The organism is Dyadobacter sp. (genome assembly GCF_017744695.1).
GTDB lineage: Bacteria > Bacteroidota > Bacteroidia > Cytophagales > Spirosomataceae > Dyadobacter.
Genome location: NZ_JAGIAS010000010.1, coordinates 242,471 through 264,043, shown reverse-complemented (window position 1 = coordinate 264,043; position 21,573 = coordinate 242,471). Strand labels below are relative to the sequence as shown.

17 protein-coding genes are annotated in these 21,573 nt (G+C 50.3%); 6 read left to right on the top strand and 11 right to left on the bottom strand.

Annotated elements, in window-relative coordinates; all coding sequences use genetic code 11:
- Positions 1-193: 193 nt before the first annotated feature.
- The gene (locus tag J7619_RS29085; protein ID WP_291207615.1) at positions 194-3,169 is read left to right on the top strand and encodes an FAD-binding and (Fe-S)-binding domain-containing protein; all 2,976 of its coding nucleotides are present in this window, start codon (positions 194-196) and stop codon (positions 3,167-3,169) included.
- Between the two features lie 57 nt (positions 3,170-3,226).
- Here J7619_RS29085 and J7619_RS29080 read toward each other — a convergent pair whose 3' ends face one another.
- Entirely contained in the window at positions 3,227-3,859 is a 633-nt protein-coding gene (locus J7619_RS29080) for an NAD(P)-dependent oxidoreductase (protein WP_291207613.1), read from the bottom strand.
- 235 nt (positions 3,860-4,094) lie between these two features.
- Between J7619_RS29080 and J7619_RS29075 the strand changes: the two genes are divergently transcribed.
- Positions 4,095-5,105, top strand: a complete 1,011-nt coding sequence (locus J7619_RS29075) for a YhcG family protein (RefSeq protein ID WP_291207612.1) — start codon at positions 4,095-4,097, stop codon at positions 5,103-5,105.
- Positions 5,106-5,129: 24 nt separating this feature from the next.
- On the opposite strand, the gene J7619_RS29070 is transcribed toward J7619_RS29075, so the two are convergent.
- The 5 genes from J7619_RS29070 to J7619_RS29050 all read right to left on the bottom strand — a co-directional run bounded on the left by J7619_RS29070 (position 5,130) and on the right by J7619_RS29050 (position 11,839).
- Positions 5,130-7,898, bottom strand: a complete 2,769-nt coding sequence (locus J7619_RS29070) for a DUF5686 and carboxypeptidase regulatory-like domain-containing protein (RefSeq protein WP_291207610.1) — start codon at positions 7,896-7,898, stop codon at positions 5,130-5,132.
- Between the two features lie 96 nt (positions 7,899-7,994).
- Positions 7,995-9,905, bottom strand: a complete 1,911-nt coding sequence (locus tag J7619_RS29065) for an AAA domain-containing protein (RefSeq protein WP_291207608.1) — start codon at positions 9,903-9,905, stop codon at positions 7,995-7,997.
- A 24-nt stretch (positions 9,906-9,929) separates the two neighbouring features.
- Positions 9,930-11,159, bottom strand: a complete 1,230-nt coding sequence (locus tag J7619_RS29060; RefSeq protein ID WP_291207606.1) for a multidrug effflux MFS transporter — start codon at positions 11,157-11,159, stop codon at positions 9,930-9,932.
- Positions 11,160-11,403: 244 nt separating this feature from the next.
- Positions 11,404-11,598, bottom strand: a complete 195-nt coding sequence (locus tag J7619_RS29055) for a hypothetical protein (RefSeq protein WP_291207604.1) — start codon at positions 11,596-11,598, stop codon at positions 11,404-11,406.
- 28 nt (positions 11,599-11,626) lie between these two features.
- Positions 11,627-11,839 carry a hypothetical protein gene (locus J7619_RS29050; protein WP_291207601.1) on the bottom strand — a complete coding sequence of 71 codons (213 nt, stop codon included), beginning with the start codon at positions 11,837-11,839 and terminating at the stop codon, positions 11,627-11,629.
- Between the two features lie 557 nt (positions 11,840-12,396).
- Here J7619_RS29050 and J7619_RS29045 point away from each other — a divergent pair.
- Genes J7619_RS29045 through J7619_RS29035 form a run of 3 tightly spaced genes read left to right on the top strand, consistent with a single transcriptional unit; the run spans position 12,397 to position 15,285 of the window.
- The gene (locus tag J7619_RS29045) at positions 12,397-13,170 is read left to right on the top strand and encodes a Ku protein (RefSeq protein ID WP_291207598.1); all 774 of its coding nucleotides are present in this window, start codon (positions 12,397-12,399) and stop codon (positions 13,168-13,170) included.
- Positions 13,167-14,066: a non-homologous end-joining DNA ligase gene (gene ligD, locus J7619_RS29040; RefSeq protein WP_291207595.1), complete on the top strand. Its 900-nt coding sequence runs from the start codon at positions 13,167-13,169 to the stop codon at positions 14,064-14,066. The genes J7619_RS29045 and ligD overlap by 4 nt, the downstream gene beginning before the upstream one ends.
- Before the next feature lie 52 nt (positions 14,067-14,118).
- On the top strand, positions 14,119-15,285 hold the full coding sequence (locus J7619_RS29035; RefSeq protein ID WP_291207592.1) for a glycoside hydrolase family 18 protein: 1,167 nt from the start codon (positions 14,119-14,121) through the stop codon (positions 15,283-15,285).
- On the opposite strand, the gene nfi is transcribed toward J7619_RS29035, so the two are convergent.
- Both nfi and nhaA read right to left on the bottom strand, forming a co-directional pair.
- The gene (nfi, locus tag J7619_RS29030; RefSeq protein WP_291207589.1) at positions 15,277-16,017 is read right to left on the bottom strand and encodes a deoxyribonuclease V; all 741 of its coding nucleotides are present in this window, start codon (positions 16,015-16,017) and stop codon (positions 15,277-15,279) included. The genes J7619_RS29035 and nfi overlap by 9 nt on opposite strands.
- An 84-nt stretch (positions 16,018-16,101) precedes the next feature.
- The gene (nhaA, locus tag J7619_RS29025; protein ID WP_291207586.1) at positions 16,102-17,280 is read right to left on the bottom strand and encodes a Na+/H+ antiporter NhaA; all 1,179 of its coding nucleotides are present in this window, start codon (positions 17,278-17,280) and stop codon (positions 16,102-16,104) included.
- Between the two features lie 269 nt (positions 17,281-17,549).
- Here nhaA and J7619_RS29020 point away from each other — a divergent pair, with 269 nt between their 5' ends.
- Positions 17,550-17,771 carry a hypothetical protein gene (locus J7619_RS29020; protein ID WP_291207583.1) on the top strand — a complete coding sequence of 74 codons (222 nt, stop codon included), beginning with the start codon at positions 17,550-17,552 and terminating at the stop codon, positions 17,769-17,771.
- Between the two features lie 86 nt (positions 17,772-17,857).
- Here the strand turns inward: J7619_RS29020 and J7619_RS29015 are convergent, their stop codons facing one another.
- The 3 genes from J7619_RS29015 to J7619_RS29005 are packed head-to-tail and all read right to left on the bottom strand — an operon-like array spanning position 17,858 to position 21,565.
- A complete protein-coding gene (locus J7619_RS29015) occupies positions 17,858-19,159 on the bottom strand; it encodes a DUF5690 family protein (RefSeq protein ID WP_291207580.1) in 1,302 nt (433 codons plus the stop codon).
- A 20-nt stretch (positions 19,160-19,179) separates the two neighbouring features.
- A complete protein-coding gene (locus J7619_RS29010) occupies positions 19,180-20,538 on the bottom strand; it encodes an aspartate aminotransferase family protein (protein ID WP_291207577.1) in 1,359 nt (452 codons plus the stop codon).
- 34 nt (positions 20,539-20,572) lie between these two features.
- A complete protein-coding gene (locus J7619_RS29005) occupies positions 20,573-21,565 on the bottom strand; it encodes an alkaline phosphatase (RefSeq protein ID WP_291207574.1) in 993 nt (330 codons plus the stop codon).
- Positions 21,566-21,573 lie beyond the last annotated feature (8 nt).

Here is a 21,573-nt window from a genome sequence, read left to right as displayed (position 1 = left end):
TTTGCTAATCCGGCGATCAATAATTAAATATCTACCCGTTTTTGACACCAACCAAGGTTCCGGGCAATGCCCATCGGCAGCGGGCGATGTAACGGCTATTAACGGGCGTCCCGCACTTTACCGAACATTTTGCTGGACTTCCTTCCCGGTTGTGCGTAACTTTGAATCCTTATTTTTCCAGTTAATTGCATTTATGACATCCCTGTCTCCAGTATCAGATGCAGATCTGAGTTTGCTTGCACAACGCCTTGAGGGTGACCTCTTCTACGACAATACCATGCGGACGTTATATGCAACAGACGCGTCTGCCTATCGCGAAATGCCGCTTGCCGTCGCGATTCCCAAATCGATCGGCGATCTCAAAGCGCTCATCTCGTATGCCACGGAAAAGAAAGTTTCGCTGGTTCCCCGCACCGCAGGCACCTCGCTCGCGGGCCAGGTGGTAGGTAACGGCATAATAGTAGACGTTTCGAAAAATTTCAATAAAATCCTCGAAATAAACGCGGAAGAACGATGGGTACGTGTGCAGCCGGGCGTCGTGCGCGACGAGCTGAACATGGCCCTGAAACCTTACGGACTATATTTCGGCCCCGAAACTTCCACTGCCAACCGTGCGATGATCGGCGGGATGGTCGGGAATAATTCGTGCGGCTCCAACTCGATCGTATACGGAAGCACGCGGGAGCATTTGCTGGAAGTAAAGGCAATCCTGGCCGACGGCAGCGACGCAGAGTTCAAAAATGTGAGCAGGAACGAATTACAGTCACTTCTGACTAATGCCCGCCAGAAAAACGGCAGTGCATCGCTTCTGGATAAAATATACCTAAAAACGGACTCTATTCTGAACTCGCCCGAAAACCAGGCGGAGATCCGGAAAAACTTCCCGAAACCTTCGGTGGAGCGCCGTAATACGGGTTATGCGCTCGATATGCTCCTGAATATGGAGCCTTACACCACGGGCACTGGTACCGACAAGCCATTTAATATGTGCAGCCTGATCGCCGGATCGGAAGGTACGCTGTGTTTTCTGACGGAGATCAAGGTGAACCTGGTGCCGCTGCCGCCCAAAACCCAGGGCCTCGTATGCGTGCATTGCGATACGATCGACGAAGCACTCCGGGCAACGATCCTGACACTCAAATACGGTCCGCACGCGGTAGAACTTATCGACGAGTACGTCCTGGAATGTGCCGCTACGAATGTGGAGCAGCGGAAAAATGCATTCTTTGTCAAGAATAAACCCGACGGCAAGTTTCCTGCGATCCTGGTTGTGGACCTTTCCCGCGAAACGAAAGAGGAAGTCGAACAGCTGGCTGCCGATATGGAAAAGGAGTTCAGACAAGCAGGCATTGGTTTCCACTATCCGCTGCTTTTCGGAGACGATACCAAAAAGATATGGACGCTGCGGAAAGCCGGGCTGGGTTTGCTGGGTAATATCCCCGGTGATGAAAAAGCAGTTGCCGTAATCGAAGACACGGCGATCGACGTTTACGATCAGCCGGAATATATCCGCGAATTCAACGAGATCCTGAAAAAACACGGGATGTCGGCCGTGCATTATGCGCACGCAGGCTCGGGAGAGCTGCATTTGAGGCCGATTATCAACCTCAAAACCAGCGAAGGGCACCGCCAGTTCAGAATGATCGCGGAGGAAATTGCCGATCTGGTTAAAAAATACGACGGCTCGCTTTCCGGCGAGCACGGCGATGGCCGTCTGCGCGGGGAGTTTATCCCGAAAATGGTCGGCCAGCATAACTACCAGCTTTTCAAGGATATCAAAAAGGCGTGGGACCCAAATAACATTTTCAATCCGGGTAAAATTGTCGACACGGCGCCGATGGACACGTTCCTGCGTTACGAAGCCGACCAAAAAACGCCCGCATTCAAAACAAATTTCCGTTTTTACGACCAGGATATCCTGCAACATGCCGAGCAATGTAACGGCTCAGGCGACTGCCGGAAAACGCACCTGAGTGGTGGTACCATGTGCCCGAGCTTCATGGCTACGCGCAACGAAAAGGACACCACCCGCGCCCGTGCCAACATCCTGCGTGAAATGCTGACGCGTTCGCCCAAGGAAAACCGTTTCGACAACAAGGAGATCAAAGAAGTGTACGACCTCTGCCTCGCCTGCAAAGGCTGCAAGGGTGAATGTCCTTCTAATGTGGACGTTGCGAAACTGAAAATGGAGTTTTTGCAGCAATACCACGACGCCAACGGTATCCCGGTACGTTCATGGCTCATTGGTAATTTCTCCAAAATGACCGGCCTCGCCAGCTACGTTCCCTGGGCGTATAACCTGATTTTCAAGAATGCACCGCTCCGTAAAATCGCGAACACGGTAGTAGGCTTCCACCCCGAACGCACCATGCCGTTGCTGCACAGCACGACATTGAAAAAATGGTATGATCAGCGGAAAAACAGTGCCCCGAAATCAGAGCGGAAAGTGTACCTGTTCTGCGATGAGTTCACCAATTACAATGATGTAGAAATTGGCAAAACTGCCATTCTCGCGTTGGAAAAGTTGGGTTATGAGGTGATTATTCCAAACCATGGACCTTCGGGGCGACCGCAGCTGTCCAAAGGCTTGCTGAGAGATGCGAAGAAAATTGCAGAAGAGAATATTCGTCTGCTGAAAGATATTATCTCGCACGACACGCCACTGGTGGGCATTGAACCGTCGGCGATCCTCACATTCCGCGACGAATACCCCGATCTCGTCAGTGATGAATTGGTAGAAGACACCAAGAAAGTCGCGCAGAATGCATTGCAGTTCGACGAGTTCATTGCGCGCGAAATCGAGCTGAAAAACATTTCGAAAAACCAGTTCACAAAAGAAAAACGGCTCATCAAATTGCACGGACATTGTCAGCAAAAAGCCATTTCGAGCGTGATACCGACGAAAAAGATGCTTTCACTGCCCGAAAACTACACGGTACAACTCATTCCGTCGGGGTGCTGTGGTATGGCGGGTTCATTCGGGTATGAGAAAGAGCATTTCGATATTTCTATGCAAATAGGAGAACTCGTTCTCTTCCCGACCGTGCGCCAGCAGCCGGAGGAAGTGATCATCGCCGCTCCCGGTACCAGCTGCCGCCATCAGATCCACGACGGAACAGGCCGTAAGGCGCTGCACCCCGCAGAAATCCTTTGGAATGCATTGGTTTAAACACATTTGATTCAATATAGAAAATGGCCGGCAAACGAAATTTGCCGGCCATTGCTTTTAGTTGGAGATAAACGGCGCCTTATGCAGCCAGGTATCATCCGTAAGCTGATCTATCATAAAACCGGCGATATCCGCCGCGTCGATCTTGGCGCCCGGCGAATCTGTAGCACTCACCTTCACTTCTGCCCGGTTCCCATTGAATTCGATGTACGGCACCCGCACCATGATCCATTCCGCATTGCTTTCCGCCAGCACCGAATAGGATTTCTGGCGGTCGTTGTGAATGGCCGGAAAGGTCGCACGCATCCATTCCGTTGCCTTCGCCGTCTCCTCGCTCTTCCGGTCCGTCGGCGTATCGACATTCAATCCTGCCAATACCACGTACCGCACCGGCCGGTCACCAATCGCATTCAGAATATTGATACTGGCCTGGCTCGCTACCAGCGGCTCGTCCTGCCGCTGCCCCGCCGTGCTCAAAACGGCGTCGCACCCTTCCAGCAATGCACCGACAGCCTCCGGATTGAGGACATCGCCATGCACGATCTCGATCAAATCGCTCTGAATTGTAAACTGTTCGGGATGCCTGAGCAGCAATTTTAGCGAAAAACCTTTCTCAATAAGTTGACTGACAAGATACTGGCCTGTACGCCCTCCGCCGCCAATCACGGCTATTTTTTGGATTCTTTTCATTTCTCTCTGATAAAATTTTGGATGTAGTAAACTGTCCTGGTCGAAGATCCCGGGAGATTACAGAAGAGCTGCGCTCGATTCTGTGGAGATGGTATTTTATCAGGAGATTTTAATGAGGGTAAAGATAAGCCACCAGAGAGACAAATATGGGATGTTTGCAAAAAAGTTTATTCTACAAACAGTTACCAAATGGGAGTCCATACGTCAAAAGGTCGGAACCTAACTGATCTTACATATGAATCCGGAAATCTCAGAGAGACAGTTTATTGCTGAAATCAAAGAAAAAGTGCGCTCAGCACAGTACGAGGCATTGAAGACCGTCAATATCAAACTAATCCAACTATACTGGGAAATCGGTAAATCGATTGCTGAAAAACAAAGCGAAAGCTGGGGCAAATCAATCGTTGCTTCACTGTCGAAAGAACTGCAAGCAGAGTTCCCGAAATCGAGTGGTTTCTCGACGACAAACATTTGGTATATGGTACAGTTTTATACTGATTACCAGTCAGATATAAATCTCCAACCACTGGTTGGAGAAATTAGCTGGAGCAAGCATTTGGTCATATTATCCAAATGTAAACTGAGTCAGGAAAGGCAATTTTACATCCTCTCCACTAGCAAGTACAGCTGGTCGAAAAATACGCTGATCCACCAGATCGAAAACAAGGCATTTGAACGATATCTGCTCAATCAAACCAATTTTAACTATGCGTTGCCTGAACCAACGAGCAAGCAGGCTCTTTTAGCAGTCAAGGACAACTACACATTCGATTTTCTTGACCTCGCTGAACTGCATTCCGAATCAGAGTTGGAACAGCAACTCGTGAAAAACATCAGGAAATTTTTGCTGGAAATGGGAAACAACTACACTTTCGTAGGAAATCAATACCGAATCGAAGTCGGAGAAAGGGATTATTGGGTCGATCTGCTCCTCTACCATCGAAAACTACAATGCCTGATCGCAATTGACCTTAAAATTGGTGAGTTTGAACCCGAGCATAAGGGCAAAATGGAGTTCTATCTATCAGTGTTGAATGACAAGGTGCGGCTGCCCCACGAGAACGAGTCGATTGGAATTATCATTTGTAAAAACAAGGATAGGACTGTTGTTGAATATTCTTTGAAGAATACTGCATTGCCTATCGGTGTTGCCACCTACAACACCACCAACCAGTTGCCCAAGCAATATCGAAAACTATTGCCCAGCGAAGAAGAGATCACGGCCAAGCTTAGAGATTTTTACTAACAAAAGTGGGAAATTTAGCAAGCCTTAATTCCTCCCCCAATTCACATTCATCGTAGTCCCTATGCGAAATGCAGTACTCTTATACTTAAACCCTTCAAAATTGTTGACCACCTCCACGCGGAGCGGGAAGCGGATACCGATATCAAGCCCATAACCCAACTCGGTATAGTTGTTGGAATCCGGTGTAGCCAGGTAATGCAGCAGGAAATTCTCTTTCACGCCCGGGATACGAAACCAGGGGATCTGGGTAAGCAGGAACTGACGGAGTTCGGTGAGGACGTGGGCCTCGAAAAACTGTTGAGAAGTGCTGTATTTGTAATAGTCCAGCATGCGGAATGTGCCCACCGGGTCGCCGAACTGGAAGAAAAAGCGGTTGCCGGTGAAATGCTGGAAATCCGGGAATTGCAGGCTATCGCGGTTGAGGAAACTCCCGGCGGCGAGTTTGTAGCGCAAACGACTTCGGATGCCTATATCGAAACCATGCTGAATGCTGATCTGCACAAAGTCAAAATCGACGTCACTGCCAAACACCTTATGGATTCCCTTGCGGTAATTGACGGAAAGTTTGGGCGAATCATCGTCATAGTACGATGTTTTGCCACCGCGGGTGCGGTACTTTTGCCAGGGTTTGTAGGAAGCCGTAATACCGACGGTCAATGCCTGATGAGGACGCATTGGCGGAGGTAAGGTTTTCGCATCCGTCCCGGTCTCCACATTGTAGGGAACGTTGGAAGTATACTCCCGCCGTTTCCAGTCGATCCATCGATAGGGCGACGTTTTTTCGAGATTCGGCAATGCTGTACGGTCCGCGTATTCGACGCTCGCTCTTATGTCGAAATGCTCGTTTTCCCGACTGTTTTTGAAATCGACGCGCAGGAAATCCTTTTGGTATTCTTTGATAAAATTCTGTTCTAAAAACAGCGTCGTAAATGTATTCAGCAGCGGGTGCATCGGGTTTTCGCCATTAAACTGGGCAATACCCCTTCCACCGGAAACACTGAGCGTGTTGCGAGCCCAACTGTAATCGCCTACGCCGGTCAAGAGCAATTTGTTACGACCGAACGAATACCTTGTCAATCCTCCCAATGACCACTCCTGACTATTCCTGACAACCTCTGACTTCCCACCTGCGTCACCCGTATTTGCGCGCTTCCGCCCACCCGAATGCCGCAATTTCATTCCCGCTCCATTCAGGACCAACCCTTCTACCGTATTCACCTGCACACCCGGCAACGGTCCGATGTAATCCAGCCGGTAAGGGCTTTCTTTCCCTAGCCGGAAATTATGCCCGGTAAGCAAGTCCCCCAAACCGAATTTGCTCCCCTTCTTCGATTTAAGCGTATCAGACTTGCTCGTTTTCAAACTATCCCGCTGTTTTTCTGAGCCTGCATTCACAATCACCAGACTATCCAGCCGTGTATAACTCTTTACCTCAGCCACGGTTAGCGGTACAGTCCGCAGGGAATCCCAGAACGCCATACTCCGTTTGGTAGCCATCGAATCCACCTGCGTCGAATCCTCCCGGCTCATTTTCAGGTCTACATCCTCGCCCTTCTTCTCCTTTTCTTTACGTTCCTGCTTTTCGTATTCCTTCATCATTTTGCGCAGGTTTTTGGCCGAAAACTCTTTCTGCTTACTCACCACCTGCTCCATATTCTGCGCCTTGATCTCCCGTCCGGTCAGCCGCACCTTTTTTGCTTCCTCGGCATATTTCTTGTCGTCGATTACAACGATATCCGGCTTGAATGTGGGATTGATTTTCACATTCGTAAACGATTGCGAAATCACGAAATCGCCTTTCCCCTTAAAACCATAAATACCACCCTGTACATGAAACTGCTGGTTAACCGGCATCCAGACACCTTGGACAGGACTGTATACCTGTTTGATATCCAGCCGGAAACCGGTATTCACCGTCTGCAAATCCAGACTGTAAATACTCCATTCACCTTCAATGATCTGGATCGTGCCCCGGTACACGCCCTCGCCCCAGTTGCGCGGCGTTACCTTTATTTTATTGACTTCAATACCATTCTCTCTGAATGCCCCGACGTATTCGAATTTATAATACGCAAATGCACGCGGCGAGAGCGGCGAAACGGCTTTCACGACTTCCGGCTGATAGAAGCTGGCCAGCAGGTACATATTCGGGTCCGCCATGTTCTTATCCATGCTGCTCCGCGTAGCGATCACCCGCTGCTTGTACACGCTGGGTTGGCGAAACGTAACCTCAGAAACCGTCTCATTCAGCATCGGAACGCCCTTTTTGAAGTTCGCTTCCTTCTCCATTTCCTTCAATTCCTTTTTATAGAGGAATTCCATCGGCAGATCGGTTACCACTACGGAAGATTTGGAATACACTTTGGCCGTGTAACTATCCACTTGCAGGAAATGGTAACGGCTTTTGGCAATAGCGCTCCGCATAATGGTATACGCCGGGTCCTCGTCCCGGGCGCCAATACGGACTTCACCAAGGCTCAGCGCCTGCTCTTCCATGGTAAGGTCGAAGGTTTGCATTTTATCCTCCACCGTGAAGCCTTTCTGCCCGGTCTTGTAGCCCAGATACTGAAAGATTACCTCGTAATATCCCGGTTTCAGGTCAAGCTGATAACGGCCTTCTTCATTGGAAATCGTACTGACGCTCGTGCCCTTAACAATGATTGCGGCAAATGGCAGCGGTTCTCCTTTTTTGGTTTTAATAATGCCCCTCACCCCGCCGCCGGGCGCTTGCGCGAGGGCTGCAAGAGATGTTGCAATAATCAGACAAAACGTGAGCAGGTACTGTTTGAGCATACGGTTTTCAGCAAGTCGGATGAATGTCTTTGTTTCAGCTAGATGCTTTTAAAGATAATCCGGTTGCTTTGAAAAGAAAATCCGCTCATCACATAGTTACAAATCCGAAAACTCCCAGGCACTTTGGTAGGCATTCAAACCCTCGGCATAGGCGATGAAATTTTCATAAAAAGGCAATACAGAAAGCGTCGCGCTGTCGCCAATCACAACGAGTTTCTTACGTGCGCGGGTCATAGCCACGTTCATGCGCCGAATGTCCGCGAGGAAGCCGATCTGCCCTTCGGTATTGCTGCGGGTCATGCTGATGTACACCACATCCCGCTCCTGCCCCTGGAAGCTGTCAATGGTATTCACGGCTATTTTGTCGAGAAATGGTGTCAAATCCGCCGCGTGCGCAAGCTGGTCTTTGAGAATATTGATCTGCTCTTTGTAGGGAGAAATAATGGCAATACTGGGAAAATCCTCCAAGTTGGCATTGCGTTGCACAAATTCCACGGCCAGCTGCGACAAATGCCTGAACAGGAATGCGGCCTCTTCCGGGTTCGTCGAGCTGGTACCTTCCAGTTTTTCGTCAAAGCCACACCCGGCGGTGTCGATAAATGCCAGTGGCGCCTCGCCCGGAAACAGCACGTGGCCCGCTACCGACTCATGCGCTTTCAGCTTATTATGATAAAATACTTTGGAAGAATAACCCATAATCGCCTCGTTCATCCGGTACTGTTCTTCCAGCAACACCACGGATTCGGGGTGTAATGCCACGCATTTTTCGAGCAAAGTGGTGCTTAGCCCGCCTTTTGCAGCCTCGTCCGACTTGATGGTGGGAGGTAACTGCAAATGATCCCCGGCAAAAACCACTTTTTCCGCTTTCAGGATGGGTATCCAGCAGGCCGGTTCCAATGCCTGCCCAGCCTCGTCGATCACGACGGTCCGGTACTTCATATTCCGGACCGTGAAATGATTGGAACCAACGAGCGTCGCCGTCACTACCTGCGTTTTGGTGAGCAAATCATCAATGATGTATTGTTCCATATTCGCAACATCCTTCATAATTCGGTGCGCTTCATCGAACAATGCTTTCCGCTGGTCGCGCTCGGCTTTGCCGAAATGGCGCTTGTATTTATGCGCCATGTTTTTGAATTCGTTGGCCTGCTTTTTCAATGCCTTAATGTCCTTCACACTCGCATGCGACGACATTTTGCTATCCAAAGTCAGCCCCGACAGCCGCTCCGAAACACGTACCGGGTTTCCCACGCGAAGCACATTCAAACCTTCTTCGCTCAGCTTCTCGCTTAGCAAATCCACCGCGGTATTACTCGGCGCCACTACGAGGACAGGCCTGTTATCTTTTTTAACCAATGCTTTGATAGCCTGTACCAAAGTAGTCGTCTTACCCGTACCGGGAGGCCCGTGCACGATCGCGAGCTCCTGCGCGGAAAGGATATTCTGCACCGCGCGCTGCTGCGACGGATTCAACTTAGAAATGGTAACAGGGTAAATGTCTTTATCAAATGAAGGAGCCTTATCCCCTGTCAGAACCTTGATCAAATGCCCCTCTTTCTCCGACGAAGCGAGCGAATCCGCCGTTTTCAATGCGGATTGCATTTCATCGTAACTATTATCGTCAAAAAGGAGGTCAATCCCCAGCTTGCCGTCGCGCGACCATTCGGGCAGCTCGTCGGTACGCAGTGTGATTTTCAACCGGTTGCCCCCCTGATGGGAAATTACGCCTTCAACCCGGTCTTTTTTAGGCTCGTGGTTGCTGAACAGCACGGCAGGCATTCCAAACCGCAGCTGATGCGGCAAATCCTGGTGCGTGGTACGCTCCACTTCAACGGTGAGGTAATCGCCGCGGCTCATTTCCTGGCCCCGGATCGCAATCGGGTACCAGGCCAATCCGCTCGCTCGGCGTTCGGAAACGGAAGACCGTTCGATCAATCGCTGGTACGATTGCTTGTCTTCCTCCCTTTCTATTTTAAGTAATTCGAGTAGTCGCTTGAAGTAATCCATTCACAAATTAAATAAACCCGCCGCTTAATGCATCACGCCGGCATCCGCACCCTGCTGTACTTCTACTTTGTTGGTGATAAAGCGCCTGCCCACCACCAGTACAATCAGCGCCAGTGTAGCCGAACCGGCCATCGCTGCCACCATCGGAACGATCGAAGGCTCTTCGAACAGGCTGATAGCGATGGAAATCAACGTCCCGGCACCCATTTGAAACGCGCCCATGAGCGCCGACGCGCTACCCGCATTACGCGTGAACGGCGCGAGCGAAAGCGCGGCGGCGTTCGGATACGTGTAGCCTACACAGCAGAGAAAAAGGAACAAAAATACGAGTGTGGAAGTGAGCGTCAATGCACCGCTTAATGCCGCAGCCAGGAAGGTAATTCCAATGACCGCCTGGCAGATCAACGCTACATTGATAATCTGTTCGCTGGAAAATCGCCTCAGCATCAATGTATTAATCTGCCCCGAACCTATGAAACCAACCGAAAGAAAGGCAAAAATCCAGCCATAGACCTTTCCATCCACATGAAATACCTCCATAAAAACGATCGGTGAGCCCGAAACATAGGCAAACAGGCCCGCGAATGCGATGGCGCCGGTGATAGAATAGGTGTAAAACTGAGGTTCCCGGAACACTTCCAGGAAGTTCGTAATGATCGGCCTAGGTTTAAGCGAAAGCGTTTTGTCGGGCTTGTAGCTGTCGGGCAGCCACAATGCGGTGGCCGCAAAAATGGCAACACCCATGACAGTCAATATCATAAACACGGCATGCCAGCCAAATGCATCGGTAACATAGCCACCCACAGTCGGTGCGATCATCGGCGAAAAGCCCACGACCAGCAGCAACAGCGAAAACACCTTGGCGTTCTCGCTGACAGGAAAAAGGTCGCGCACCATCGCCACCGAAGCCACAGTTGCTGCGCAACTACCGACGGCCTGAATAATGCGCAAAATGATGAGTTGCTCGACGCTCGTAGCCACGGCACACCCGGCCGAAGCCAGAATATACACTGCCAAACCGATAAACAGCGGCTTCTTCCGGCCGAAACGATCGAGTAGCGGCCCGTAGAGCAGCTGCCCCAGCGATATTCCCACGAAGTACCCCGACAATGTCTGCGAAACTTTGGCAGCGGTGGTATTCAGGTCACGCGCAATAGCCGGAAACCCCGGCAGGTACATATCGATTGAAAAAGGGCCAAGCGCAGTCAGGCTCCCCAGAATGAGGATCAGAAAAAAGTAAGTCTTTTTGGACATGGAATTTTGTGGTGTGGGAGATTTCGGTGTTTGGGTAACACGGAACGGCGCGGGAGGGTTCGACGCGGGGGGGATTTTAGCGGGAGGAAATTTGACCATGGACCGCCGACGATGGACCATGGTGCGTGATGGGGTGGCATGGTCTATGGTCCATCGTCGGCGGTCGGCGGCTGAGCCGCTGCACAAAAAAGGCCCCGACATATGCCGGAGCCCTGCTTTTATTTTCATGGCAACAGACCGGAGATCATGCTGCAACCCAATTGAGCTTCTTCTGCACTTCCTTTTCGCTTTCACTTACCGTGTAGGGAACCTTGTTTTTAAGGTAAATGACGCAACCCTGCCCTTTCTTATTGGGGGTAATCTTCAAAACGTCTTCTCTGTGAATGATAATATTAATGAGCTTTTGCCCAAGCAATTTGAATGTACCTTTCTGTACCATGTCCTTTTCTGATGAAAAAAGTTAATGCTTATGCAATTCCACTAATCGAATTTCCCGATTTCAGGTAGAGCAGGAAATAATCCTTTGAAATAAGGAAATAGCCAAGGTCGGTCCGGTTACTCAATTGTAGAAAATCAGCCACTTCTCTCTGGGCTTCCGATTCAGATCTGGCACCTGTGACGGTAAGCACTGCGCCGGGTTTCAAACTTTTCGCTGGGTTGTTACCTAGTGTCGCTACCATAGTTATATCCGAATTAAGAGTTAGTCTTGTTGTGAAATTGTTTTCGGGGAGCACATATTAAAGAAACATGCCAGATTCCGGGAGCACAACTAACGTATAAGGATAATTTGGGGAGGCTTACGTAGTAACTTTCAAGGAATATAGAAATACAAACAGTTGATTACAAGCATTTTGTGAATTTTTACAAAAAATTTATACCCACTATCGAAATAGTCCCATTCAAAACCCGCCGGTTGTCCGTTTTTGAGGAAATGTTATCAATTTGATCGTGTATATCTAAAATCTCCCCAACACACCTCTTGCCCGGCTTCGGAGAGGCCACCTGTTTATAGAATCGTTGCGGGTCGCTAGTACCAGGCTCCATCGGAGCCCCCCACACATGCGACCACAACATTGCAAGCACAGAAGGAGGCTCCGATGGAGCCGAACAAATATATTAATCCAAATTTGCTATAAACTGGAAGTTTCACCGAAGCTCGCCACTGCTGTGTAGAAATGGTTTCGATGCTGCGAAGGCACGGATTTTGCTTACGCTTCATTATTCAACTACAAAGATTATGAGAGCAATATGGTCCGGGGCGATCGGGTTCGGCCTGGTGAATATCCCCGTCAAACTTTTCAGCGCCGTCCAGGCCAGCGAGCTCGATCTCGATATGCTCGACAAAAAAGACCACGCGAATATCCATTTCCAGCGCGTCAACGCCAATACGGGCCGCGAGGTGAAATGGGAGAACATCGTCCGGGGCTATAAAGTCGAAGACAATTATGTAGTGCTGGACGAATCGGATTTTGAAAAGGCTAGCCCCGAAAAATCCAAGATCATCGAAATCGCCGAGTTCGTAGAGGAAAAGGAGATCGATAGCATTTACTATGAAACCCCCTATTACCTCCAACCCGAAAAATCGGGCGCGAAACCCTACGCGTTGCTCCGCGACGCGCTGAAAAAAACCGGTAAATGCGGACTGGGCACGTACGTCCTGCGCAACCGCGAAAGCCTGGTGCTCATCAAACCCCAGGATAATTTGCTGATCCTCAACAAAATCCGCTTCGCCGAAGAAATCCGTGACACCGACGAGCTGAATATCCCAGATGTGAAGATCAAACCTGCCGAAATGAATATGGCCGTACAGCTCATCGAACAGCTCACGACCGAGTTCGACATCACGCGTTACAAGGACACCTACAATGAGAAGTTGCTCAAACTGATTATGGCCAAAGCCAAAGGCAAGAAACCGGTCGCTACCAAAATGAAGATCGTACATTCGAAAAGCCGCGATCTGATGGCCCAGTTGAAAGAAAGCCTGAGCGCACCTAAAAGGAAAGCATCATGAAAAAGAAAGCGGAGATCACCCACCCGGAGAAAATCTACTGGCCCGACGAGCGCATTACCAAGGGTGAGCTGATCGACTATTACCGGAATATTGCGCCGTATATTTTACCTTATATGAAAAACAGGCCGCTCTCATTACGACGACAGCCTAACGGTATAAAAGATGAGGGCTTTTTCCAGAAAGACGCCGGCGATTCCACACCCGAATGGATCAAAACCGTTGAAATACTGGCCGAATCGACTGGAAAAATGGTACATTATCACGTGGCCAACGATGTCGAAAGCCTGCTGTATATCGCCAATCTGGGCTGCATAGAAATGAATCCGTGGAACTCGACCATTAATAAGCTCGATAATCCCGATTACGTGGTGATGGACATCGACCCGTCGGACAAAAATACATTCGACGAGGTGATCGACGTCGCACTGACGATCAAGCAAATCCTCGATGAAATGCAGATAGAAGGCTTTTGCAAAACCTCCGGTGCCAGCGGAATGCACGTTTACATTCCATTCGGTAAGAAATACGATTACGACCAGGCGCGCGACTTTGCTGAAATGCTCGCCCATTTAGTTACCGAGCACCTGCCCGGCCTTACGACCCTCGAACGCTCGCTCTCGAAACGCAAGAAAAACCAGATTTACGTCGATTACCTGCAAAACCGCATCGGGCAGACGCTCGCCTGTGCGTACAGCGCCCGCCCGAAGCCAGGCGCGACGGTTTCGGCGCCGCTGGAATGGAGCGAGGTGCAGCACGGATTGAGCCCGAAGGATTTTACCATCAAAAACATCTTCGACCGGCTCGAACAAAAAGGCGACCTATTCAAAGGAGTGCTCGGCAAGGGCATCAATCTCCATAAAGTATTGCAAAAATTATCCGTGCCGGCACAGGATTAGGAGATGATTTGAAGGTGTGCTTATTTTAACCCTTCAAACCAAATCCAATACCATGCGCCTAATCCCTACTCAAAAAAACATTGGTACGGCATTGCTGATCGTACTGATGTTTGCCCCCCTGTTCTTCCTGAATGGCTGCTCATCGGAAAAGAAAGACGAAGACAGCGCCGATTCCACCAAAAAGCCTGTTGTGATCGGCTACGTGGGCGGCTTCCATGGCTTGCTCAACACGGGTAATATCGAAGCCAAAATGCTGACGCATATCAACTATGCATTCATCGATATCAAAGACGGCAAGGCGTTCCTGAGCAATGAGAAAACGGATACGACCAATTTCCGCCAGCTTAACCTGCTCAAAGCCGACAACCCGGAGCTGAAAATCCTGATTTCGATCGGCGGATGGGCCTGGAGCGAGCATTTTTCCGACGCCGTTTTGACCGATTCTTCGCGTAAGGTGTTTGCAAAAAGCAGCGTAGCTATCATCAAAAAATACAATCTCGACGGTGTGGATATCGACTGGGAATATCCCGGCCTGCCCGGCGAAGACGGCAACGTTTTCCGTCCCGAAGACAAACAGAACTACACCGAAATGTTCCACGCGATCCGCAATGAACTGGATTTGCTGGAAGAAGAAACAGGCAAGAAAAAACTGCTCACCACCGCCGTTGCGGGCTGGGTCGAATTCCTGAATGCGACGGAAATGGGCAAAGCCCAGCGTTACCTGGATTATGTGAACCTGATGACCTACGACCTGTTCCAGGGCGACACCGCCGTTCACCACGCCAGTTTATACCCTTCCAAGATTTACAAAACAGCGAAATCGGTGGATAATGCAGTAAAAGGCTTCCACGCTGCCGGTGTCCCGATGGAAAAACTCGTGGTAGGTCTTCCGTTCTACGGCCGTATGTTCACCGTCGCCAAACTCGAAAAAGGATTGGGACAGAAGCAGATCAAACAACAATACATCGATGGGTATTCCTATATCAAGGATAGCCTGATCAACAAAAAAGGCTACAAAGAATACCGCGACACTGTGGCGAAAGCGCCCTACCTGCTGAATGCCGAAACAGGCGACGTACTGAGCTATGACGACGAGGAGTCGGTAAGGGAAAAATGCAAGTACGTACTGGCCAACAAACTGGCGGGAGTGATGTTCTGGGAATATGATTCCGATCCCAAAAAATATTTGCTCAACGAGATTGACAAGTCGCTAAAATAGCGTCCAGCTGTTTACCTCGTGATAACCTTCGGTGAGCGCGCCTATCCGGAACCTGTTCACGTACTCGTGCGCGTGGCGCGTGGGTTCGGGTAGGCGATGCTTTAGCGTGCATTTAAGCGCAAGTGCGAGGCTGTCCTCGAGACTCATTTGATGGCCGGGTGAAATAAACACGGGCTTTACATTGTCCTTCGTCCTCACCGCATAGCCGATCACCTCGCCCTTGTCGGTTACCGGCATGTACTCACCTTTAAAATTGCCCGGCTCGTCGTATTTTCCGGCGAGCTTCTTCTTGGCACAACCCATGGTCACGGCGCCGGTAAGTACCCCGAAATGGGAAGCGATGCCCATGCGGCGTGCGTGCAGAATGCCGTTCCCGTCAAACATGACCACATCGGGCTTCACCGGAAGCTGTTCATAGGCTTTCAGAATGGATGGAATTTCCCGGAATGCGAGGTAACCGGGCACATAGGGAAATATGGTGCTGCTTTTTACCAGCGAACAGGAAACAGGGCGCAGTTCGGGGTAGCTGAGCACCACCAGCCCGGCGTAAACGGTTTCACTGTAAAGCGCAAGGGAAATATCAGCGCCCGCAATGGTTTTAATCTCTTTATGAAATGGCCTCAGATCCAAATGCGTTCGCAATTGCTGCTGAATGAGCGTTGCTTCGGCAATCGTCAGTTGGTCGTAGTTAAGCTCTGGCGTGATCACCATGCGGTTCAATGAGTCTGACATGATATTCCTGATTGTTTCCGAAAATGTATTTTCCCCGGGGTATTCAAAAAACCACGCCACCTTTTACTGGAATAGAACAATCCGCTATCGCGCCGACTTTTTGCTCACGCTAGTCAGCATCAGGTACCCCAGTACACCCGAAAGGATGGAACCGGTCAGGATCGAGAATTTCGCCTCCGACAGGATCAGGTGCTCGCCCGGAAACGACAGCAATGCGATAAACACCGACATCGTAAAACCGATGCCGCCCAGCATTCCCACACCGATAATGTGCGCCCAGCCCGCGCGACTCGGCATGCTGCTGATACCCAACTTCACCGTCAGCCACGAAAGCAAGCTGATACCCAATGGCTTGCCTACGACCAAACCAAGTATTATACCCAGCCCAAGTTGAGTGGTAAGCCCTTCCAGCATGCCTGGTTCGAAGGTAATGTTGGTATTGGCTAATGCAAAAACCGGCATGATCAGGTAGTTCACCGGCTTCACGAGCATATGTTCGAGTTTCTCGAGGGGCGACTCCTCAGCGTCGGGGGTGGTCGGGATGGCGAATGCCGTGAGCACGCCCGCGATGGTAGCGTGTACGCCCGAGTGATGCACAAAATACCAGATGAACGCACCCGGAATGAGGTATGCGGCCAGGTGCTTGATGCCCGCGCGGTTCATCACCATCAGCACCGCGAAAATCCCTCCCGCGTAAAGCAGGTAATTGTAATGCAGCTCCGAAGAATAGAAAATGGCGATCACCAGAATGGCCATCAGGTCGTCGACGATAGCAAGGGCCGCAAGGAAGATTTTGAGCGAAGGCGGTACTTTGTTACCCAACATCGTGATGATCGCGATGGCGAAGGCAATATCAGTCGCCATGGGAATGCCCCAGCCGGCAGCTGTGGTGGTTCCCTGGTTCAACAGAAAATAAATCGCCGCCGGAGCCAGCACCCCGCCTAATGCAGCGAAGATGGGTAACGCAGCCTTTTTAAACGAAGATAATTCACCCTCTACCAGCTCCCGCTTGATTTCCAGACCTACCAACAGGAAGAAAATGGCCATCAGCCCGTCGTTGATCCACAAAAGCGCGGGATAACGCAAATGGATGCTTTCGGTATGGAAACCCAATTCGGTATTGAGCAGATTTTCGAGCGCACCTGCAAGGGGCGAATTGGCGATCATAAGCGCGATGACCACGCAAATGATCAGTATTATGCCACCCAGCGACTCCGATTGAACAAATTCCTTGAAAGGTTTGAGGTTGATGATCTTAGCCATACCGGCAATATAGCAAATAGCACGAAAACGCAATCAGGCCACATATTGTACTTTTCAAATAAAAACCATCTCATTAACACGTTATACCATATTCGAATATTTCAAAACAAAAACAGGTCGCCAAAACCATTAAATCACTCATCACCAATAAAAACCATTCAAATAGCCGTTTGATCACTCATTGAATAAATATATAGCCATTCATAAAATCCCATTTATATTTGCATCATCAAATAAGACAAAGACAAGAAACAAAAATAAATAGAGCTATGAAAACTTTGATCACAACCCTCGTTAGCGTTATCGCATTGACCAGTTCAGTTGCATTTGCAAACGACAATAAATCAGCCAATACAATCAAAAATACGTTGCCGGCATCGACCCCAGTGGTAGAAACGCCAGCACCGCCGAAAGCGACAAAAGTGAACCCATATAATACACAGACGCCGGCTCAGAAAGCCGCCATCGTGGAGCTTAAAACGACTAAATAGGTTTAGTAAAAATTGAAAGGTGAAATTGAGATGTTAAAAAGGAGAGCATTTGCATCTCCTTTTTTTATGCCTTTTCCCCAAGGAAACTAGGCCGCAGCAAATGGCGTACTACTTTTTTGTGCCGACCGCCCGGTGCGGTACTTGTCGAAGAAGATATGGCTGGCCGCGAGCAACAACAGCCCGAGGCAGAATTGCAGGTAAGAGAATTGCATCAACACGCGCGACCAGCTCAGGTCTTTCATGAAAAACTCCTTGTAGAGCAACAGCCCCACGCTGCCCATATAGCCGATACTTTCGCAGATATACACGAAATACCCCGCATTGGCTTTGATGCGGAACAATGCGATCATACGTTCAAAAATGACTGTTTGCAGCACGGTGTAGGCCAAAAATAGCCCCAACCCTACCATCAGCATCCAGTAAAAGCCACTGATCGCGGACCTCTCAAACAGCAACGTACCAATGCCGATGAGAAGAATGCCGCCCAAAAGGATCATGTAAGCAAGCCTGAAACCGGCGGGATTATCTTTAACAAAAGCCAATGCGCCAATAATGACCAGCACCACGATACCCGTGATCATTTCGGTGGTGGTAAGTACGCCACTGGCCCAATGCGAATCAATTTCATTCCAGATTTCGATGGTAAAATTGTCGCGAAAATCGCGTACGACCACAAGTGTGGCATAGAAAATAACGAGGCACACGATCGGGAAACCGAATTGCCGCATCACCAGCCGCTTGTCTGCGCTCGTCATGGGCACACGCTCCGTACGCAAGGCGATATCCTCCGCCGTTGGTGTCGGGATCACCGAAAGCATCCATACGAACGCCAGGAACAGCGGCAGAAAAAGCAAGCCCATAAAAAACGGCATCCAGAACTCCGAGATGCCGGGAAATATGCCGTGTATTTCAATGTAAATCGTTTTAAGGACGCCCGATGCGATAACCACGCTGATATTGAGGCCCATCGAAAGCATTTCGGTAAATCGCCTTCCTTCCAGAAAGCTGAACACGACGCCCCACACCATCCCCAACGGCAGGCCGTTCATAAAAAGGAATACAAAATTGTAAGGATAAGGCACTAATCCGAAGAAAAGCAATGCCAGCTCCGCTACCAGGATGAGCCCGATCACCAGTTTGACACGTGCATTATGCTTTAATTCCGAAATCACTTTAATGCCCGCAAACTTCGACAGCGTGTAACCGGCCACTTGCGAAATGATCAGGATCGCCTTGTAGCTCACCTCGCCGAGTTCGAGCCCCTGGTAAAGCCCGGCATTAAACGGCTTGCGAAAAGCATACATGCAGAAATAGGCCCCGAATGAAGCGATGACAGCCCAGGCAATAAAAAACGTATTCGATCGCGAAAGTGCTTCTTTCAGGCGCATATGGTGAAATGTTGAGTTTTCTATACCAAAACCGAAGCCGTCTCAATGGCTTTTTCCAGAATCTGCAATGCTTCTGCCAGTTGCTCGCGGGTAATGATAAGCGGCGGCGAAAGCTGCACCACATTCCCTTGCGATACCTTGAAGCTCAAACCGTTTTTGAGGCATTCGTACATCACCGTTTCAGCTTCCTGAACGGCTTTCTCCTTCGTTTCGCGGTTTTTCACAAGCTCCACACCCCATAGTAGCCCAATCCCGCGCACCTCGCCGATGAGGGGATATTTGTTTTGCAGTCTTTCCAGCTCCACGCGCATGAACTCCGCATCGGCATTCACTTTGGTGAGGATGTCGTTTTGTTCGATAAAATCCAGCATGGCTAATGCAGCCACACTGCCCAACGGACTTTTTTCATGCGTAAAATGGCCCAGGGAAACACTCTGCGCCACATTATAGCTGTCCCGCGCAACGATCGCCGCCATCGGCATCACACCGCCGCCAAGCCCCTTGCCCAGACAGACGATATCCGGCTCGAAGCCGTAATGCTCGAAGGCAAACATTTTCCCCGTCCGCCCGAATGCGATGGGAATTTCATCCAGGATGAGGAGCACTTTATGCCTGGTACAAATCTCCCGTACGCGCTTCCAATAAGCCTGCGACGGGATCTGCACGTCGGTATTACGAATGGTTTCGATCACAAAAGCGCCGATATCACCTTCCTTTTCAATCACATATTCCAGGTAATCGGCATAAGGCACGTCGCCGTTTCCGACTGCCGCAAACGGCCCCCGGTAGGTCATTGGCGGCGGAATGCGCTCCACACCCGGCATCAGCGGCCCCATATCTTTCCGGAAATCCAGCTCGCCGCCCGCGGAAATAGCGTCCAGCGAAGCGCCATGAAACGAATCCCAAAGCGACACTACTTTATGCCTGCCCGTCACAATGCGGGCCAGCTTCAATGCCATACTGATCGCCGACGTGCCGCCGGGCGCAAAAAGCACTCGGTTGAGGTCGCCAGGCATGAGGTTACCAAGCTTTTTGGCGAGCTCAATGGCCGGCACATTGGTATACCTGCGGGGCGAAAACGGCAGGATATCCATTTGCTCTTTCAGCTTCTCGATCACGTAAGGGTGCCGATAACCAAGCTGATGGACATTGTTGCCATGAAAATCCATGTAGCGCTTGCCTTGCACGTCCGTCAGGTAAATGCCCTCACATGAGGCGAGCACATCCAGGCAAGGCGTAGAAAGCGACTGGTGCAGGAAATATTCCGCATCTTCATGCAGATAACCGGATGTTTCCGGGTCGCTGATGACCGCATACCAATCCTGACGCGCGGATGATAAATTGATGTCGCCTTCCGTTCGGTTGTGTACAGCTGCCATGTGCAGGGTTCAGGATTAAGTGCTTTAAGCCAATTTACGGCTTTTCGCCGAGCCAGAGGTTTTTAGGTTCGCCAAACCCATTGAAAACCGGTTTCACCGGGCGACCGATCCATGCGTAAGGCTGCTCTACGCCCAATGCAAACGCGATCGTCGAAGCGAGGTCATAGGTATAAACTTGCTGTTGTATGGAATACCCTTTCTTCACACCCGCACCATAAAATACGCCCGCTATCTCCGCTTCCTGCGGTGTGGCACCGCCGTGGCCTTTGCCAATTCCTCCGTGATCGGCCCAAAGGATTACCAGCGTCTTCTCGGCAATGCCGGCATCTTTGAGGCCCGCCAAAATTTGACCGATCAACGAATCCGCCTTCGCAACGGACTCATAGTACAGCTTCGAGCCATGCCCGTCGTGATGACCGGCGTGATCGACGTGGTCGAAATGCACGAAGCCGAGTACCGGCTTTTTGGTTTTGACATATTGAATAAAGTCAGCAGCCGTAGAGTCTTCGGTTGAGAAGTGCTTATCGTAATTCACCGCATTCTTTTGGAACAATCTCCCAAAACCGCCCCAATGATACACCGTGCCAATTTCTGCCTGGGGTTTTGCTCTGTGTAAAATGCTGAAAATAGTCGGGAAGCGACCGTCGGCCTCCTGTGTAATGGGCGGGAGCGTATGTTTGTTCAACTCCCAATCGTTGTTGATAATGCCATGCTGCTCCGGCCCGGCACCCATGATCATCGATGCCCAGTTCTGGCTGCTTGCAGAAGTGAGCACCGTCCGCACATTCCATTTCACAGCGCCACTCGCAACCATCCGGTCGATATTCGGCGTTTCGGCCATTTTGATACCGTCGGGGCTCAGCCCGTCGACGCCGATCACGATCACATGCTCGATACCCTTCGGTTTATCATCGGTAAGGGTTTGTCCGGGTCGCCTCTCGCCGGCCAGGGCCTCGCCAAGGGGCGAATGAAATGCAGTCAGTAACAGCGAAGCCGCCGCCAGCGCGCAGGAAATTTTTGCAAGCATATATCAGA

Bases quoted from the DNA above. Each gene is read 5' to 3' on its own strand.
- J7619_RS29015 (WP_291207580.1), bottom strand. From the start codon at position 19,159: ATGCGCCTGAAAGAAGCACTTTCGCGATCGAATACGTTTTTTATTGCC.
- J7619_RS29085 (WP_291207615.1), top strand. From the start codon at position 194: ATGACATCCCTGTCTCCAGTATCAGATGCAGATCTGAGTTTGCTTGCA.
- J7619_RS29045 (WP_291207598.1), top strand. From the start codon at position 12,397: ATGAGAGCAATATGGTCCGGGGCGATCGGGTTCGGCCTGGTGAATATC.
- J7619_RS29070 (WP_291207610.1), bottom strand. From the start codon at position 7,898: ATGCTCAAACAGTACCTGCTCACGTTTTGTCTGATTATTGCAACATCT.
- J7619_RS29050 (WP_291207601.1), bottom strand. From the start codon at position 11,839: ATGGTAGCGACACTAGGTAACAACCCAGCGAAAAGTTTGAAACCCGGC.
- J7619_RS29055 (WP_291207604.1), bottom strand. From the start codon at position 11,598: ATGGTACAGAAAGGTACATTCAAATTGCTTGGGCAAAAGCTCATTAAT.
- ligD (WP_291207595.1), top strand. From the start codon at position 13,167: ATGAAAAAGAAAGCGGAGATCACCCACCCGGAGAAAATCTACTGGCCC.
- J7619_RS29010 (WP_291207577.1), bottom strand. From the start codon at position 20,538: ATGGCAGCTGTACACAACCGAACGGAAGGCGACATCAATTTATCATCC.
- J7619_RS29005 (WP_291207574.1), bottom strand. From the start codon at position 21,565: ATGCTTGCAAAAATTTCCTGCGCGCTGGCGGCGGCTTCGCTGTTACTG.
- J7619_RS29035 (WP_291207592.1), top strand. From the start codon at position 14,119: ATGCGCCTAATCCCTACTCAAAAAAACATTGGTACGGCATTGCTGATC.
- nfi (WP_291207589.1), bottom strand. From the start codon at position 16,017: ATGTCAGACTCATTGAACCGCATGGTGATCACGCCAGAGCTTAACTAC.
- J7619_RS29080 (WP_291207613.1), bottom strand. From the start codon at position 3,859: ATGAAAAGAATCCAAAAAATAGCCGTGATTGGCGGCGGAGGGCGTACA.
- J7619_RS29065 (WP_291207608.1), bottom strand. From the start codon at position 9,905: ATGGATTACTTCAAGCGACTACTCGAATTACTTAAAATAGAAAGGGAG.
- J7619_RS29060 (WP_291207606.1), bottom strand. From the start codon at position 11,159: ATGTCCAAAAAGACTTACTTTTTTCTGATCCTCATTCTGGGGAGCCTG.
- J7619_RS29075 (WP_291207612.1), top strand. From the start codon at position 4,095: ATGAATCCGGAAATCTCAGAGAGACAGTTTATTGCTGAAATCAAAGAA.
- nhaA (WP_291207586.1), bottom strand. From the start codon at position 17,280: ATGGCTAAGATCATCAACCTCAAACCTTTCAAGGAATTTGTTCAATCG.
- J7619_RS29020 (WP_291207583.1), top strand. From the start codon at position 17,550: ATGAAAACTTTGATCACAACCCTCGTTAGCGTTATCGCATTGACCAGT.